Annotated in this window: 15 protein-coding genes; 5 read left to right on the forward strand and 10 right to left on the reverse strand. The window is 60.4% G+C overall.

Annotated features, from left to right (window positions below; translation table 11 throughout):
• Positions 1-5: 5 nt before the first annotated feature.
• The 5 genes from PMI24_RS10550 to kdgD all read right to left on the reverse strand — a co-directional run bounded on the left by PMI24_RS10550 (position 6) and on the right by kdgD (position 6,486).
• The gene (locus PMI24_RS10550; RefSeq protein WP_007953620.1) at positions 6-947 is read right to left on the reverse strand and encodes an AEC family transporter; all 942 of its coding nucleotides are present in this window, start codon (positions 945-947) and stop codon (positions 6-8) included.
• A 97-nt stretch (positions 948-1,044) separates the two neighbouring features.
• Entirely contained in the window at positions 1,045-2,598 is a 1,554-nt protein-coding gene (gene garD / locus PMI24_RS10555; RefSeq protein WP_007953621.1) for a galactarate dehydratase, read from the reverse strand.
• An 11-nt stretch (positions 2,599-2,609) separates the two neighbouring features.
• Positions 2,610-3,974, reverse strand: coding sequence for an MFS transporter (locus PMI24_RS10560; RefSeq protein WP_007953622.1), 1,365 nt, complete (start codon positions 3,972-3,974; stop codon positions 2,610-2,612).
• Between the two features lie 99 nt (positions 3,975-4,073).
• The gene (locus PMI24_RS10565) at positions 4,074-5,513 is read right to left on the reverse strand and encodes an aldehyde dehydrogenase family protein (RefSeq protein WP_007953623.1); all 1,440 of its coding nucleotides are present in this window, start codon (positions 5,511-5,513) and stop codon (positions 4,074-4,076) included.
• A gap of 61 nt (positions 5,514-5,574) precedes the next feature.
• Positions 5,575-6,486: a 5-dehydro-4-deoxyglucarate dehydratase gene (kdgD, locus tag PMI24_RS10570; protein WP_007953624.1), complete on the reverse strand. Its 912-nt coding sequence runs from the start codon at positions 6,484-6,486 to the stop codon at positions 5,575-5,577.
• A gap of 236 nt (positions 6,487-6,722) precedes the next feature.
• On the opposite strand from kdgD, the gene PMI24_RS10575 reads away from it, so the two are divergent.
• The 4 genes from PMI24_RS10575 (at position 6,723) to PMI24_RS10590 (ending at position 9,239) form a co-directional block, all read left to right on the forward strand.
• Positions 6,723-8,021 carry a hypothetical protein gene (locus tag PMI24_RS10575; protein ID WP_007953626.1) on the forward strand — a complete coding sequence of 433 codons (1,299 nt, stop codon included), beginning with the start codon at positions 6,723-6,725 and terminating at the stop codon, positions 8,019-8,021.
• An 11-nt stretch (positions 8,022-8,032) separates the two neighbouring features.
• Complete coding sequence (locus PMI24_RS10580; protein WP_007953628.1) at positions 8,033-8,224, forward strand: hypothetical protein; 192 nt, start codon at positions 8,033-8,035, stop codon at positions 8,222-8,224.
• A 102-nt stretch (positions 8,225-8,326) separates the two neighbouring features.
• On the forward strand, positions 8,327-8,701 hold the full coding sequence (locus PMI24_RS10585) for a hypothetical protein (RefSeq protein ID WP_007953630.1): 375 nt from the start codon (positions 8,327-8,329) through the stop codon (positions 8,699-8,701).
• Between the two features lie 199 nt (positions 8,702-8,900).
• Positions 8,901-9,239: a hypothetical protein gene (locus PMI24_RS10590; RefSeq protein WP_007953637.1), complete on the forward strand. Its 339-nt coding sequence runs from the start codon at positions 8,901-8,903 to the stop codon at positions 9,237-9,239.
• A 54-nt stretch (positions 9,240-9,293) separates the two neighbouring features.
• Here the strand turns inward: PMI24_RS10590 and PMI24_RS10595 are convergent, their stop codons facing one another.
• From PMI24_RS10595 to PMI24_RS10610, 4 genes are all read right to left on the reverse strand, one after another.
• The gene (locus PMI24_RS10595; protein WP_007953639.1) at positions 9,294-10,040 is read right to left on the reverse strand and encodes a FadR/GntR family transcriptional regulator; all 747 of its coding nucleotides are present in this window, start codon (positions 10,038-10,040) and stop codon (positions 9,294-9,296) included.
• Between the two features lie 181 nt (positions 10,041-10,221).
• Complete coding sequence (locus tag PMI24_RS10600; RefSeq protein ID WP_007953641.1) at positions 10,222-11,949, reverse strand: ABC transporter ATP-binding protein/permease; 1,728 nt, start codon at positions 11,947-11,949, stop codon at positions 10,222-10,224.
• A 96-nt stretch (positions 11,950-12,045) separates the two neighbouring features.
• Positions 12,046-12,606, reverse strand: a complete 561-nt coding sequence (locus PMI24_RS10605) for a response regulator transcription factor (RefSeq protein ID WP_003221630.1) — start codon at positions 12,604-12,606, stop codon at positions 12,046-12,048.
• On the reverse strand, positions 12,599-13,861 hold the full coding sequence (locus tag PMI24_RS10610; RefSeq protein ID WP_007953651.1) for an ATP-binding protein: 1,263 nt from the start codon (positions 13,859-13,861) through the stop codon (positions 12,599-12,601). Before PMI24_RS10610 ends, PMI24_RS10605 begins: the two co-directional genes overlap by 8 nt.
• Before the next feature lie 226 nt (positions 13,862-14,087).
• Here PMI24_RS10610 and PMI24_RS10615 point away from each other — a divergent pair, with 226 nt between their 5' ends.
• Entirely contained in the window at positions 14,088-14,804 is a 717-nt protein-coding gene (locus tag PMI24_RS10615; RefSeq protein ID WP_007953653.1) for an SIMPL domain-containing protein, read from the forward strand.
• A gap of 168 nt (positions 14,805-14,972) precedes the next feature.
• On the opposite strand, the gene PMI24_RS10620 is transcribed toward PMI24_RS10615, so the two are convergent.
• Entirely contained in the window at positions 14,973-15,332 is a 360-nt protein-coding gene (locus PMI24_RS10620; RefSeq protein WP_007953655.1) for a DUF6124 family protein, read from the reverse strand.
• Between the last annotated feature and the right edge of the window lie 200 nt (positions 15,333-15,532).

Consider the following 15,532-nt stretch of genomic DNA (forward strand, 5'->3'; position numbering starts at 1 on the left):
CGGCCTTAGATCCACCCGCCCCACTGCAAGAAGAAGATCCCGATGTTGGTGGTGATCGCCGCCATCAACGTGGTCAGCACGATGATCGCCGCTGCCAGTTCATGATTGCCCTGGGCCGCACGGGCCATGACAAAACTGGCGGCGGCGGTCGGGCTGCCGAAGTACAGAAACAGAATCCCCAGCTCCGCCCCGCGAAAGCCCCACAGCCATGCGCCCAGCGTGGCGATCACCGGCAGGCCGACCATCTTCACCAGACTCGAACTGAGCGCCATGTTGCCGCTCTTGCGCAGTGCCGCCAGCGACAGCGTGCCGCCAATGCAAATCAGGGCCAGCGGCAACGTGGTCTGCGCCAGGTACTGACCGGAGGTTTCCAGCCAGCCCGGCAGACCGATCTTGAAATAAGCGAACGGCGCTGCCGCGATCACGCTGATGATCAATGGATTGCTGACCACGCTTTTGCAGATGCTCCACGGGTCCGACTTGATCACCGGGCTGTACACCGCCAGCACGATGGTCGACAGGGTGTTGTAAAAGAGGATCACCAGCGCCGCGAGAATCGCCCCGAGGGAAATCCCGTAGTCGCCATACATGCTCGCCGCCAGCGCCAGGCCGATCACCCCGTTGTTGCCGCGAAACGCACCTTGCGTGTAGATGCCGCGATCTTCACGCGGGCAACGGAAAATCGCCCAGCCCCAGGCGACGGCAAAACTGACCAGCGTGGCCAGTGCGAAATAGATCAGCAGCGCCGGTTGCAGCGCGGCGTGCAGGTCGGCATGCAGAATGCCGAGAAACAGCAGCGCCGGCATGGTGACGTTGAACACCAGCGACGAGGCCGTGTGGATGAAGTTGTCGTTGATCCAGTCGATGCGCTTGAGCAGCACACCGAGAAACAGCATGGCAAACACCGGCGCGGTGATGTTCAGGGTTTCGAGGAAAATTGCCAGCATGCCGGGGAGCCTTGGAGGTGAGCGTCGTTAGGGGGCTAATGATAAGCCACTTTCACCCCGTTCGTTCCCACGCTATGCGTGGGAACGATCAACATGCTCAGGTGATAGGCGCCGGATTGAACAACGTAATGTCGTTGTGCAGCTTGTGCTTCTCCGCCCACGTCTGCTGCTTGCCGCTCGCCACATCCAGGTAGTAGTGGAACAACTCCCACCCCAACTCCTCGATGGACGCGCGCCCGGTAGCAATCCGCCCGGCATCGATATCGATCAGATCCGGCCAACGCTGCGCCAGTTCGGTACGAGTCGAAACCTTCACCACCGGCGCCATGGCCAGACCATAAGGCGTGCCACGCCCGGTAGTGAACACATGCAGGTTCATCCCCGCCGCCAGTTGCAACGTACCGCAGACAAAATCACTCGCCGGCGTCGCACAGAAAATCAAACCCTTCTGTTTGAACCGCTCCCCCGGACCAAGCACACCGCTGATCGCGCTGCTGCCTGACTTCACGATCGAGCCCAACGACTTCTCGACGATGTTCGACAACCCGCCCTTCTTGTTGCCCGGCGTGGTGTTGGCGCTGCGATCCGCTTCACCCTTGGCCAGGTAACGGTCGTACCAGTCCATCTCGCGCACCAGTTCCTCGGCGACGGTTTTGGTCTGGGCCCGTGAGGTCAGCAGGTAGATCGCGTCGCGCACTTCGGTGACTTCGGAAAACATCACCGTCGCCCCCGCCCGCAGCAGCAAGTCCGAGGCATAACCCAGCGCCGGGTTGGCGGTGATCCCGGAAAACGCATCGCTGCCGCCGCACTGCATGCCGAGGATCAGCTCGGACGCCGGCACGGTTTCCCGGCGGCGCTGGTCGAGTTTCTTCAGGCGGACTTCGGCCAGTTCCATGATCTGCTCGATCATCTCGGTGAAACCGTGACTGGAATCCTGCAAGCGATACAGCCACGGCTCGCTCAGATCTACAGAAGCGTCGTCCTCGTGCATCACCTGCCCGGCCTGCAATTTCTCGCAGCCCAGGCTGATCACCAACGCCTCGCCGCCGAGGTTCGGGTTGCGCGCCAGATTGCGCACGGTGCGGATCGGGATGTAGGCGTCGGTGGCCGTGATGGCCACGCCGCAACCGTAACTGTGAGTCAGCGCCACCACGTCATCGACGTGCGGATACTTGGGCAACAGTTCATCTTTGATGCGTTTTACCGCGTGATCCAACACCCCGGTGACGCATTGCACGGTGGTGGTGATCCCGAGGATGTTGCGCGTGCCGACGGTGCCGTCGGCATTGCGATAACCCTCGAACGTGAAGCCTTCCAGCGGCGCCTGGGCGGCCGGCACATCGGTGGACAGCGGCAGGCTGTCCAGCGGTGGCGCGGTCGGCATGCGCAGTTGATCTTCCTTGACCCAACTGCCACGGGGAATCGGCTGCAACGCGTAGCCAATGATCTGGCCGTAGCGAATCACCGTGCCGCCCTCGGGGATGTCCACGAGGCTGACCTTGTGACTCTGCGGTACAAAATCCACCGTCACCAGGCCATCGGCAAATGCGGTACCGGCCGGCACGCCCTGGTCGTTGACCACTACCACTACGTTGTCCCGCTCGTGCAGGCGGATGTAGCGCGGCGAGTCGGAATGTTCAATCAACTGCATGACGCCGCTCCTCAGGAATGCGCTTGAGACAATTTACCGGTGGCTTCGGAACCACCGTTGGTTGGCGGCTCTTTAAGTACCACACGCTTGATCGGGCCGACGATCACCAGATAGCTGAACACCGCCACCAGCGCGTTGGCGCCGACGAACACCAGTGCCCACTTGAACGAACCGGTGGAGCTGATGATGTAGCCGATGACGATCGGCGTAGTGATCGAGGCGATGTTGCCGAAGGTATTGAACAGGCCGCCACTCAGACCGGCGATCTGTTTCGGCGAGGTGTCGGACACCACCGCCCAGCCCAGCGCGCCCACGCCTTTGCCGAAGAATGCCAGGGCCATGAAGCCGACCACCATCCATTCAACGTCGACATAGTTGCAGGCCACGATGCTGCTCGAAACCAGCAGACCGGCAATGATCGGTGCCTTACGAGCGAAGGTCAGCGAATGGCCCTTGCGCAGCAGGTAATCGGAAATCACCCCGCCGAGGACGCCGCCGATAAACCCGCAGATCGCCGGCAACGAGGCGATGAAACCGGCCTTGAGGATGGTCATGCCGCGCTCCTGCACCAGGTACACCGGGAACCAGGTCAGGAAGAAATAGGTGATGCCGTTGATGCAGTACGGGCCCAGGTACACGCCGAGCATCATGCGATTGGTCAGCAATTGACGGATGTAATCCCATTTCGGGCCGTCAGCCTTTTTGCCTTGCTTCTGGTCCATGTCGACCATGCCGCCGTTGTCGGCGATGAACTTCACTTCCGCTTCGTTGGCCATCGGGTGTTGACGCGGGCTGTGGATAACCTTCAGCCAGACCAGCGAGAACACGATGCCGAGCAGGCCCATGACGATGAACACGTGTTCCCAGCCAAAGGTGTAGACGATCCAGCCCATCAATGGCGCGAACAACACGGTCGCAAAGTATTGCGCCGAGTTGAAGATCGCCGAAGCGGTGCCGCGTTCAGCGGTCGGGAACCAGGCCGCAACAATGCGGGCGTTGCCGGGGAACGATGGCGCCTCGGCCAGACCGACCAGGAAGCGCAGCATGAACAGCGCGACGATGGCCGTGGACATGCCGAACTCACCGACGAAGCCTTGCAGCACGGTGAACAGCGACCAGGTAAAGATGCTCAGGGCATAGACTTTTTTCGAGCCGAAGCGATCGAGCAACCAGCCACCGGGAATTTGCCCGGCCACGTAGGCCCAACCGAATGCAGAGAAGATGTAGCCGAGGGTGACCGCGTCGATGCCGAGGTCTTTTTGCAAACTGGAACCGGCGATCGCGATGGTGGCGCGGTCGGCGTAGTTGATCGTGGTCACCAGGAACAGCATGAGCAGGATCAAATAGCGGACGTGAGTCGGCTTGGACGATTGCATGTAGATGTACTCCCACTGATTATTTTTATGCGGGTAAAACATTCTTTGGTCTTGTGCCGCGCAGGGCCTCAGGCGAAGGCCCGGCGCGGGTGCAGCGATTTACGAACCGATGTAGCTGGTCTTCACGACCGTGTAGAACTCTTGCGCATAGCGGCCTTGCTCACGTGAGCCATAGGATGAACCCTTACGGCCACCGAACGGAACGTGGTAATCGACACCGGCGGTCGGCAGGTTGACCATCACCATCCCGGCCTGGGAATGACGCTTGAAGTGGTTGGCGTACTTCAGCGACGTGGTGGCGATGCCCGCCGACAGACCAAATTCGGTGTCGTTGGCCATGGCCAGTGCAGCCTCGTAATCGGCCACGCGGACGATGTTGGCCACTGGGCCGAAGATCTCTTCGCGGCTGATGCGCATCGAGGCTTCGCTGTCGGCAAACAGGGTCGGCGCGAGGAAGTAACCTTCGGTGTCGCAGGTCACCAGACCGCCGCCGCTGACTACGCGCGCACCTTCGGACTGGCCGATGTCGATGTACTTCAGGTCCTGCTCAAGCTGCGCCTGGGAGACCACCGGACCGATGTCGGTGCCGGCCTTCAGCGCGTGGCCGACCTTGATCGACTTCATGCGCTCGGCCATGGCTTCGACGAACTTGTCGTGAATCCCGGCGGTAACGATCAAGCGGCTCGATGCGGTGCAACGCTGGCCGGTGGAGTAGAACGCGCTCTGCACCGACAGCTCCACCGCCTGCTTGAGGTCGGCGTCGTCGAGAATGATCTGCGGGTTCTTGCCGCCCATTTCCAGCTGAACCTTGGCCTGGCGTGACACGCAGTTGACGGCGATCTGACGGCCCACACCGACGGAGCCGGTGAAGCTGATGCCATCGACTTTCGGGCTGTTGACCAGCGCTTCACCGACCACGCGACCGCTACCCATCACCAGGTTGAACACGCCGGCCGGGAAGCCTGCGCGGGAGATGATTTCGGCCAGCGCCCAAGCGCAACCCGGCACCAGATCCGCCGGCTTCAACACCACGCAGTTGCCGTAGGCCAGGGCCGGGGCGATTTTCCACGACGGAATCGCAATCGGGAAATTCCACGGGGTGATCAGACCGACCACGCCGAGGGCTTCGCGGGTGACTTCAACGTTGACGCCTGGGCGCACCGACGGCACGTAGTCGCCGGACAGACGCAGGCACTCGCCAGCGAAGAACTTGAAGATATTGCCGGCGCGGGTCACTTCGCCGATGGCTTCCGGCAGGGTCTTGCCCTCTTCCCGGGCCAGCAGGGTGCCGAGTTCTTCGCGGCGGGCGAGGATTTCAGTACCGACTTTGTCCAGCGAGTCATGACGGGCCTGAATGCCCGAGGTCGACCACGCCGGGAACGCAGCGCGCGCGGCGTCGATGGCGGCGTTGACCTGAGCCAGGTCAGCCTTGGCGTAATCGCCGATGGTGTCGCTCAGCTCGGACGGGTTGATGTTGACCGAGTAATCGTTGCCGGCGACCCATTCACCGTTGATGTAGTTGTCATAGCGCTTGGTCACGAATCATTCTCCTGACGCAAAAGGCCGCTGATTGCTCAGCGGCCTTGTTTATAGAGTTGTGTTACTGCGCACCTTGCTTGTCGATCAGCGCGGCGAGCATTTCGTACTCTTCGCGGGTCAGGTCGGTCAGCGGCGCCCGCACCGGGCCTGCGTCATAGCCGGCGATCTTGGCGCCTGCCTTGACGATGCTCACGGCGTAACCGGCCTTGCGGTTGCGGATGTCCAGGTACGGCAGGAAGAAGTCGTCGATGATCTTGCCGACGGTGGCGTGATCTTCGCGGGCAATCGCGTGGTAGAAGTCCATCGCGGTTTTCGGGATGAAGTTGAACACCGCCGACGAGTAGACCGGCACGCCCAGTGCCTTGTAGGCCGCGGCATAGACTTCGGCGGTCGGCAGACCACCGAGGTAGCTGAAGCGATCACCGAGGCGACGACGGATCGACACCATCAGCTCGATATCGCCCAGACCGTCCTTGTAACCGATCAGGTTCGGGCAGCGCTCGGCCAGACGTTCCAGCAGCGGCGCGGTCAGGCGGCAGACGTTGCGGTTGTACACAACCACACCGATGTTGACCGATTTGCACACGGCTTCAACGTGGGCGGCAACGCCGTCCTGGCTGGCTTCGGTCAGGTAGTGCGGCAGCAGCAACAGGCCTTTGGCGCCCAGACGCTCGGCTTCCTGAGCGTATTCGATGGCCTGGCGGGTCGAACCACCGACACCGGCGAGGATCGGTACGCTGCTGGCGCAGGTGTCGACAGCAGTCTTGATGATTTCCGAATATTCGCTGGCAGCCAGGGAGAAGAATTCACCGGTGCCACCGGCGGCGAACAGGGCTGAAGCACCGTACGGGGCCAGCCATTCCAGGCGTTTGATGTAGCCAGCGCGGTTGAAATCGCCCTGGGCATTGAAATCGGTCACCGGGAACGACAGCAGGCCGGCGGAGAGGATGGACTTCAGTTCTTGTGGATTCATTATTCGAACACCCTGGTAGCAACGTTTTTTTGTGAGTGGACCGTTCAGCCTTCGCCGAAGTTGTAGGTCATCGTACAACTTAAAAGATAACCGTCAACTGCATTTCATCGCTGGGGGGCATTTTTTGTCGGACAAGATTTCTTTTTGACGTAGGAGATTTCTCGACTAGGCTCGATTTAACTGTATATGCATACAGTTAAATAAGAATCCACCGACGACATATCAAGGAGAAAGAAATGTCCGGTCTACAAACAAAATGCCTTGAAAAACCCTCACCGGTCATCGCCCGATTCGATGATCTTTTTACTCCCGGCGGCATCACCTTCAGTGCCGAAAATCCACATCTGTTGCTGCACATCGCCGACTCGCACAGCGATGTCGAACCCGTGACCACCCCGCCCGCTCAAGCCTTGAAAGGCAAACCGCAGTTGCGCTTCGAGGGCGCAGAACACACGGCTATCGGCGATAACACCCGGCTGCGCTTTATTGAAAATGCCGAGCCGGTGATCGCGCAAAATGTGCCCCTGCATCTGCCGAACGGGTTGGCGCTGACGTACGGCCAAGTGCTGGCGCTGGGTGGTGATTTCTATGGAGTTGTCGACCGGCCGATCAACGAAGGTGCGACCCCGGCTGATCGCCTTCAGCGCTTCATCGCGGCCTTCGACACCCTCGCCGCGCTGCCCACTTCAAAAGTTGAGGCGACGCAAATCCTCGCAATCATGCAAAAGGAGATCGACGCGGTTAAACAGGCGATCAAGGACGGCAAACAACCCCATGAGGCTTATGACGCTTTGGGAGATACGTTGTCGGAAGAGTGGAACAAGATCACTGGCGGCGGCAGTTTTGTTTCGGCGCTGTTCCCGCTCGGTCGCTACCTGAAACTGGCAGCGAACAACGCCGACCACTTCGGCGAATGGGCCCGGCAGGCCTACATCGACGGGCACACCGCCGCCCTGCAAACCGCCGCTGCCGCCCACGCCAGTCAGGACGAACTGCAACTGGAACGGGCCTACGCGATGAACGCGTTCGCCGACCACTACCTCACCGACCTGTTCTCTTCCGGGCATTTGCGAGTGCCGCGCAAGGCCATGGCAGCCGCCGTGACACCAAGCGACCTGGGCTCGCTCATCACTCGCTTCATGCATGACGAAGACAGCAGGTTCGGCCTCAAGGTGCGCAACGGACATGGCGAGCAATGGCGTGCGTTCGGCGACAAGCGCTACTTCGACGCCACGGATGCCGACAACCGAAATCAGGTGAATCTCGCGGTGCAGGATTCAGCAGACGAGGTGTATGCCGCCTATTCCAGCGGCAACGTGCCGGCCACCTTCAACGCACTGCAACGGCTGCCGGACCTGACTTTCGTGATGAATCTGGCCAACAACTTCTCGCCACTGTTCCGCCTTCAGGGCAACAAAGTCCTGCGGCGCAAGGACGTGAACAACCTCAACGACACCGCCACCGTCGACGACTGGTGGGGCTGGAGCACTTACCTGCTGCTCAAGGACTATCACCCAACCGGCAACACGAATTAAGGAGCGATTCAATGACCATCAAATTGAAACTGGAACTGGCCTCGGGCCAATCGATGAAAGGTGCGCCGCTGCAATTGCTGCGCGACGGCGTGGCCATCGCCCGGGCATCGGTTGATGCTCAGGGCCAGGCGACATTCGACGTCAAACCCGGTCCGGGCAAACTCGCAGTCAGGGTCGATCGTTCGATTCTGCCCAAGAGCTGAAATGCCCGGACAAGATTGCCCCGGCGCACCTCACCGATTCGCCGGGTAAAGTGCGACGACTGCCGCGAAGGATCGCGGCAGATCTTTCAAGGAGAACGAAGCATGACGTTTGCCGCTGCACACCTTCCGCAATTCCCCGACCACGCCAGCGACTCGATCATCCTGCGGTTATCGAATCTGGATGACGACCTGATCGTTCAGGTACCCGATGGCCAGAACACACCGCCGAACTGGGATGTGTACCCGATCCTCGGCGATGACCCGGAAGAGCCTGAATGGCAGGGTTTGTCGGAACCGACCGGCGTCTGGGATGACGCACTGGATGACATGGTCGGCATGACGGGAATTGAACTGAGTATCCCCAGATTCGAGCTGGAAAAGTACCTGAACAGTACCGTCGAACTGCGCTACAAGTTCGCCGACGAGTCGAGCCTGGAGCCGTCTTCCGAACCTTTGAAACTGTTTGTCGAAGCCTGAGTCTTCTTTGCGTCTGATCGTGTACCGGTCAGGCGCGCTTTTGTGCTGAAGGTCGAAGCGTTAAATACCGTTCGTCGAAACTGTTATTTCTAACAGTAGCTCGCTCATTGCTGCCTCAGCCTAAATGGCGAAGGAGTTAACGAACCGGCTCCGTTGGTACAACTCAATGGCTCGATTCATTGTTAAAAGGATTTTGATCATGGCTTTGTATCCACCAATGCTCGAAGGACTTGTAGATGAAAACGGGAAGCTGAAGCTCTATGTGAGCCAGATGAAAGATCCGGGACAGGCATCAGTTGACCCCTACCTCGGCGCTACCCCTACAGATCGCATCAAACTGACTCTAAAAACCAAGGCTGGCATCTGGACTGAAGAGAAACTTGCATCACCAAACTCAGCAACCTCGTTCGCTATCCCAAAAAGTGAGTTTGTAAAGGGATTGGCCGCAGGGCCTGACGCCTCTGTGGAATACAACGTCAGCCGCAATTCCGGCAACTCAGAAACTTCCCCACCTCTGGTTATCCAGTTAGTGTCATAAGTTCTGTTAAAGGACTGGCAGGCATTTTGGCTGAACTCCCGTTTCAGGTTCGTATCAGCCCTGCGCCTGCGCCTCTTCGTGCGCCTGACGCAGCCGTTCGCGGCTGTTGGTCAGGTGCAGGCGCATGGCCGCGCGGGCGGCATCGGAATCCTGGCGGGCGATGGCCTCGTAGATTTCCTCGTGCTCGCGGCTCAGGCGATTCATGTAGTGCTGCTGATCGTCATGGGCCAGGCGCGCCGAGTTCAGCCGCGTGCGCGGAATGATGCTGGTGCCCAGGTGGGTCATGATGTCGGTGAAGTAGCGGTTGCCGGTGGACAGCGCGATTTGCAGGTGGAACTGGAAGTCCGACGCCACCGCATCACTGGCGTGGGCCACGCTTTCGTTCAGCGCATCGAGGGCAGCGCGCATGGCGGCCAGTTGCTCGGCGCTGCGACGTTGTGCGGCGAGACCGGCGGATTCGACCTCGAGGCTGATACGGAATTCGAGAATCGCCAGCACATCACGCAGGGTGACCACGGTGGCCGGGTCGATCCGGAAACCGCTCGGGCTCGGCGTATCGAGCACGAAAGTGCCGATGCCGTGGCGGGTTTCCACCTGGCCTGCGGCCTGCAGCCGGGAAATCGCCTCGCGCACCACGGTGCGGCTGACGCCATGGGCTTCCATGATCGCCGACTCGGTGGGCAACTTGTCGCCACGCTTGAGCAGACCGTCGCGGATCTGCTCGGTCAGCACCGTCACCAGTTCCTGAGCCAGGCTGCGGCGCTTGCGAGGGAGGCGCGGGGTGTCGATCGGGTTTTCCATGGTCTGCGTTTGTCTCGAAAAATCGGCTTGAGGGGCATCATAGCGCAAGCGGGTTGTACGATCACTTGTCACACCATCCCTGTGGGAGCGAGCTTGCTCGCGAAGCGGTTTTTCAGGCAACAGATTTGTCGTCTGAGATGACGTCTTCGCGAGCAAGCTCGCTCCCACAAAGGGTGTGTGATCAGGCCGTGACGGTCTGCTCGACCAGATGCCCGCCATCGATCCGCACATGCCGTGGATGGAAGCGCTTGAGGCTGCTGCGATGGCCGACGCTGACGATGCTCAGGCCCGGCAACTGGTCGATCAGTGCCTGATACAGCGTGGCTTCGTCTTCTTCATCCATCGCCGACGTCGCTTCGTCCATGTACAGCCATTGCGGTGCATAGAGCAGCGCGCGGGCGAAGGCCAGACGTTGCTGTTCTCCCGGCGAGAGCATGCGCTGCCAGTGATTGGCCTCATCCAGTCGAGCCACCAGATGCGGCAGACGGCAGGTTTCCAGCACTTGTGCATAACGCTCAGGCGCGTAGGTGTCGCCCGGTTGTGGATAACTCAAGGCGTCGCGCAGGGTGCCGATCGGCAAATACGGTTTCTGTGGCAGGAACAGATAACGCGAAGCCGGCAAGCGAATGCTGCCGTGCCCGGCCGGCCACAAATGGCCCATCGCCCGCAGCAGCGTGGATTTACCGCTGCCGGAACGACCACTGAGCATCACCCGATCGCCCTGCTCCACGGTCATGTCGGCACTGGTCAGCAGGTGACGACCATCTGCCAGATCGAGGCCCAGGTTATGAACCTTCAACTCATCGCCCTGATTCTGCACGTCGATGGCCGGCGCACGTTCTTCGTTGTCGGTCATGGCCTGACGGAAGCTCAGCAGACGATCACACGTGGCGCGCCACGCGGCGAGATCCGAATAGGCGTTGATGAACCAGCTGAAGTTCTCTTGCACGTTGCCGAATGCCGAGTTGATCTGCATCAGCTCACCCAGTTCGATCTTGCCGGTCAGATAACGCGGGGCCGCGACGATGAACGGGAAGATGATTGCGATCTGGCCGTAACCCGAGGTGAAGAACGTCAGGCGCTTGGACACCCGCATGATGTCCCAGAAGTTGTGCCAGACCAGACCGAAGCGGTTGCTCAGGCGACGATTTTCGTTCGGTTCGCCGTTGTACAGCGCAATGCTCTCGGCGTTCTCACGTACCCGCACCATGGAGAAACGCAGGTCGGCTTCGAAGCGTTGTTGTTGGTTGTTCAGGCCGATCAGGCGTCGACCGATCAGGTGCGTCAGCCAACTGCCGACCGCCGCATACAGCAGCGCACACCAGAACATGTAGCCGGGAATCTCGATGCCGAACACTTCGATGCTGCCGGACACGCCCCACAGAATGATCGAGAACGACACCAGGCTGACCACCGTGCGGATCAAGCCCAACGCGAGACTCAAGGTGTTGCTGGTGAAGGTATTGAGGTCTTCGGAAATCCGCTGGTCAGGGTTGTCGGTGTAGCCGCCCTGCTCCAGCTGGTAGTAATTTTTGTGCCCGAGCCAGCGCTTGAAATGGTTCTCGGTGAGCCATGCCCGCCAACGGATGGTCAGCATCTGCGTCAGGTACAGGCGATACACCGCGCCGAGGATCGCCACCGCCGCAATGCCGCAGAAATACAGGATCAACTGCCAGAACGCCGCCTCGTCCTTCTTTTGCAGGGCGTTATAGAAATCCTTGTACCAACTGTTGATCCACACCGAGATCGCCACGCTGAACAACGTCAGCGCGATCACGGCGATCAGCAACGTCCAGGCCTTGCCCTTCTCTTCGCTGCGCCAGTAAGGCGTGGTCATGGCCCACACCTTGCGAAAAAACTGCCCGCGCACAGTATCGTTGACCGCGGAATATTCAGCGTTCTGATTCATGGAAAAGGCTCGATAAAGAAAAGAACAGACACGCACCGATCATAGATGATCGGTGCGCTTTATCGCGAGGGCTGGCGATGGTCGTTCAGCGCAGGTTCAGCGACGAACCGGGCGCTTCTGCAGTTTGCGCTGCAGGGTGCGGCGGTGCATGCCCAGGGCGCGGGCAGTGGCGGAGATGTTGCCTTCGTGCTCGGTCAGCACACGCTGGATGTGCTCCCATTGCAGGCGATCCACCGACATCGGGTTTTCCGGCACCAGGCTGTCGAGGTCGGCGTGCTCGGACAGCAGCGCTGCCAGCACATCGTCGGCGTCGGCCGGTTTGCACAGATAGTTGCAGGCGCCGCGCTTGATCGCTTCGACCGCGGTGGCAATGCTCGAGTAACCGGTGAGGATCACCACGCGCATTTCCGGGTCCAGCTCCAGCAGTTTCGGCAGCAGGACCAGACCGGAGTCGCCGTCCATTTTCAGGTCCAGCGCGGCGTAGTCCGGCAGATCGGCCTGGGCGATGGTCAGGCCTTCCTCGGCGGAACCGGCGGTGCTGACGCGGAAACCACGGCGAGCCATGGCGCGGGCCATCACCCGGGTGAAGGTCGCGTCGTCATCGACCAGCAGCAAATGCGGCAGTTCTTCGCCTTCGACTTGGATTTCGTCACTCATGTTGCTCTCCTCGGGCGCCGTGGGGCAGGCGCAGCTCGGTGAGCGTGCCGCCTTCCTCATGACTATAGAGTTTCACTGAGCCGCCGGCGCGTGTCACGCTGGCCTTGCTCAAAAACAGGCCCAGGCCGAAACCTTTGCCCTTGGTGGTAAAAAACGGTTTGCCGATCTGCTCGGCGATGGCCAGCGGCACACCGGCGCCATGATCGCGGATGCTGATGGTCAGGTCTTCGGCGGTCCAGTCCAGCGTCACCTGAAGGTTTTCCGGGCAGGCGTCGGCGGCGTTGTTCAACAGATTCAACAAGGCCTGGGTCAGATCCGGCGGCGGCGCCACACGCGGCAACGGGCCCTGGCCCAGACGCTGGAAGCGATAACTGGCCTCGGGACGCATCAGGTGCCAGCGATTGAGCGCTTCGTCGAGCCACTCTGTGACGTCCTGCATCTCCACCGCCATCCGGCGATTGGCTTCAGCGGCGCGCACCAGTTGTTGCAGGGTCTCCTTGCAGAGCTTCACCTGGTCCTTCAGCACCTTCAGGTCTTCCTGAAGCATCGGATCGTGGTGATCCTGCTGCATTTCATTGAGCAACACGCTCATGGTCGCCAGCGGCGTACCCAGTTCATGAGCGGCGCCCGCGGCCTGAGTCGCGACGGCCAGCAATTGCTGATCGCGCAGGCCCTCTTCACGACGGATCGCGCGCAACTCTTCCTGCCGGCGCAGCTCTTCAGCCATGCGCGCGGCGAAGAAGGTAATCACTGCTGCTGCAAGAGCGAAGCTCAGCCACATGCCGTAGATCTGCAGGTTCTCCCGGGCGACCGGCAGGGTTTCCAGCGGATAGAAATGCGTCAGCATCAGGGTGTACAAGGCCAGCGCAATGCCCGACAGCACCACCGAATAACGCCATGGCAGCGTCACCGCAGCGATAGTCAGCGGCACCAGATAGTACGAAACGAACGGGTTGGTCGAACCACCGGAGAAATACAGCAAGGCACTGTGGATAACCAGATCGCAGGCCAGTTGCAGCGCGTATTCAAGCTCGGTAACCGGCCACGAAGTACGCAGGCGCACAGCAGTGAACACACACAGCAGAATCGAACAGCCGAGGGTCATCACCAGTTGCACCCACGGCAACGGCAACAGCTCCAGCCAGTAGGCCAGGCCCACGGAACCGGCCTGCGCGGCGAGCACCAGGGTGCGGATGAAAGTCAGCCGCCAGAGGTTCTGGCGAGTGGCGGAAGTCAGTTGTACGGGGGCGAGCATGAGCTCTCCTGATGAGCGCTCCAGGCGGATCGCACGGAGTATAACCAAGCCGCGCGCCTGAGAGGCGAAAGTGCGGCAAACGACCACATGGCAAAAAGCTTCGCGGCGGCTACAAGGCCCATCTGTATAGAAGTTGTAACTGGGCGAACCGGATCATAAAAGCTAGAGTCTGATGGTTTCACGCAGGCCCCCGAACCATCACCTGCGCCCTCATCAAGGAGCTTTCATGCACACATTTCGCCGCAGCGCCGCCCTTCTCGCCCTGACCGTCGGCAGCGTCGCCAGCCTTCCGGCCCTGGCCGCCGACGAGCTGCACTACAACCAGATTTCCCTGCGCGCCGAAGTCAGCCAGGAAGTGGCCCGCGACCTGATGATCGTGACCCTCTACACCGAAGAACAAAACACTGACCCTGCCAAACTCGCCGCCGACGTCAGCACCACCATGAACAAGGCCCTGGCCCAGGCCAAGCAAGTCAAAGACATCACCCTGCGCCAGGGCAGCCGCAACAGCTACCCGATCTACGACACCAAGGGCCAGAAAATCACCGGCTGGCGCGAACGCGCCGAACTGCGCCTGGAAAGCGCCGACTTCGCCGCCCTGTCCAAACTCACTGGCGAGTTGCTGACCGACCTGAAAATGGGCGGCATGGACTTCGCCATCGCCGACCCGACCCGCAAGGCCAGCGAAGACAAACTGCTGAAAGAAGCCGTCACCGCCTTCAAGGCCCGCGCCCAACTGGCCACCGACGCCCTGGGCGGCAAGGGTTACAAAATCGTCAGCCTGAACCTCAACAGCAACGGCTTCCCACAACCGTACATGCGCGCCCCGATGATGATGAAAGCCGCCGGCATGGACGCAGCACCGGTCACGCCTGAAGTCGAAGCCGGCACCAGCCAGGTCAGCCTGACGGCTGATGGCTCGATTGAAGTGTTGATGCAGTGATTGAATGACGACTGAATGAAAAACCGGCGATCAGTAATGATCGCCGGTTTTTTTATGCCTGGGATTTGGGTTACCAGCTCCGCCGTCATCGCTAGCAGGCTAGCTCCCACATTTGGAATGCGGACTCCTGTGGGAGCCAGCCTGCTGGCGATGAACGATGACACGGTCTCAGGTTTGCGGATCAACCCGATCCAGCGCTCGGTTCACTGCGAGCTCGGCCAGCATGATGATCTGCTGGATACCCAGCGCAGTACTTCGCTGCGGGCCGGTGAGTTCGTTGGCGAAATTGCTCGCGATGGTACTGGCTGACGCCAGGGACTCGCAGGCGTTGGCCAGCAGGCTTTCGGTGTCGACGTTGGGAGTGACCATGTACATCGTGCTCGGCCGCGGTTTGGAAGGATTGGGGCACAGGTAATAGTCGAGGGCGCGTTTGATGGCTTCGCGGTTGCGGGCGAGGTCTTCGGCGCGCATGGCTTCGTCGAGGGGCGTGGGTGATTCGAGGGGTGGGTCGGGTATCAGCTTATCCATGTAGCAATTTCTCCAAGTTATGGAGCCACTCTTCCCGATCTCACTCGAAGAAGAGGTGGCAGCTATGTACGGGGTGAGATCACCGGTATGGACACCCGGCAGGACATTCGTCCACCCGCACACAGCCGCCATAAAGAATCGCTGACAGTCTAAGCTGGCGGCGATTATGAAGGGGCTCGCACAAGTATCCAAATGAATAG

The organism is Pseudomonas sp. GM25 (genome assembly GCF_000282255.1).
GTDB lineage: Bacteria > Pseudomonadota > Gammaproteobacteria > Pseudomonadales > Pseudomonadaceae > Aquipseudomonas > Aquipseudomonas aphyarum.

Bases quoted from the DNA above. Each gene is read 5' to 3' on its own strand.
- PMI24_RS10550 (WP_007953620.1), bottom strand. From the start codon at position 947: ATGCTGGCAATTTTCCTCGAAACCCTGAACATCACCGCGCCGGTGTTT.
- garD (WP_007953621.1), bottom strand. From the start codon at position 2,598: ATGCAGTTGATTGAACATTCCGACTCGCCGCGCTACATCCGCCTGCAC.
- PMI24_RS10560 (WP_007953622.1), bottom strand. From the start codon at position 3,974: ATGCAATCGTCCAAGCCGACTCACGTCCGCTATTTGATCCTGCTCATG.
- kdgD (WP_007953624.1), bottom strand. From the start codon at position 6,486: ATGAATCCACAAGAACTGAAGTCCATCCTCTCCGCCGGCCTGCTGTCG.
- PMI24_RS10575 (WP_007953626.1), top strand. From the start codon at position 6,723: ATGTCCGGTCTACAAACAAAATGCCTTGAAAAACCCTCACCGGTCATC.
- PMI24_RS10580 (WP_007953628.1), top strand. From the start codon at position 8,033: ATGACCATCAAATTGAAACTGGAACTGGCCTCGGGCCAATCGATGAAA.
- PMI24_RS10585 (WP_007953630.1), top strand. From the start codon at position 8,327: ATGACGTTTGCCGCTGCACACCTTCCGCAATTCCCCGACCACGCCAGC.
- PMI24_RS10590 (WP_007953637.1), top strand. From the start codon at position 8,901: ATGGCTTTGTATCCACCAATGCTCGAAGGACTTGTAGATGAAAACGGG.
- PMI24_RS10595 (WP_007953639.1), bottom strand. From the start codon at position 10,040: ATGGAAAACCCGATCGACACCCCGCGCCTCCCTCGCAAGCGCCGCAGC.
- PMI24_RS10600 (WP_007953641.1), bottom strand. From the start codon at position 11,949: ATGAATCAGAACGCTGAATATTCCGCGGTCAACGATACTGTGCGCGGG.
- PMI24_RS10605 (WP_003221630.1), bottom strand. From the start codon at position 12,606: ATGAGTGACGAAATCCAAGTCGAAGGCGAAGAACTGCCGCATTTGCTG.
- PMI24_RS10610 (WP_007953651.1), bottom strand. From the start codon at position 13,861: ATGCTCGCCCCCGTACAACTGACTTCCGCCACTCGCCAGAACCTCTGG.
- PMI24_RS10615 (WP_007953653.1), top strand. From the start codon at position 14,088: ATGCACACATTTCGCCGCAGCGCCGCCCTTCTCGCCCTGACCGTCGGC.
- PMI24_RS10620 (WP_007953655.1), bottom strand. From the start codon at position 15,332: ATGGATAAGCTGATACCCGACCCACCCCTCGAATCACCCACGCCCCTC.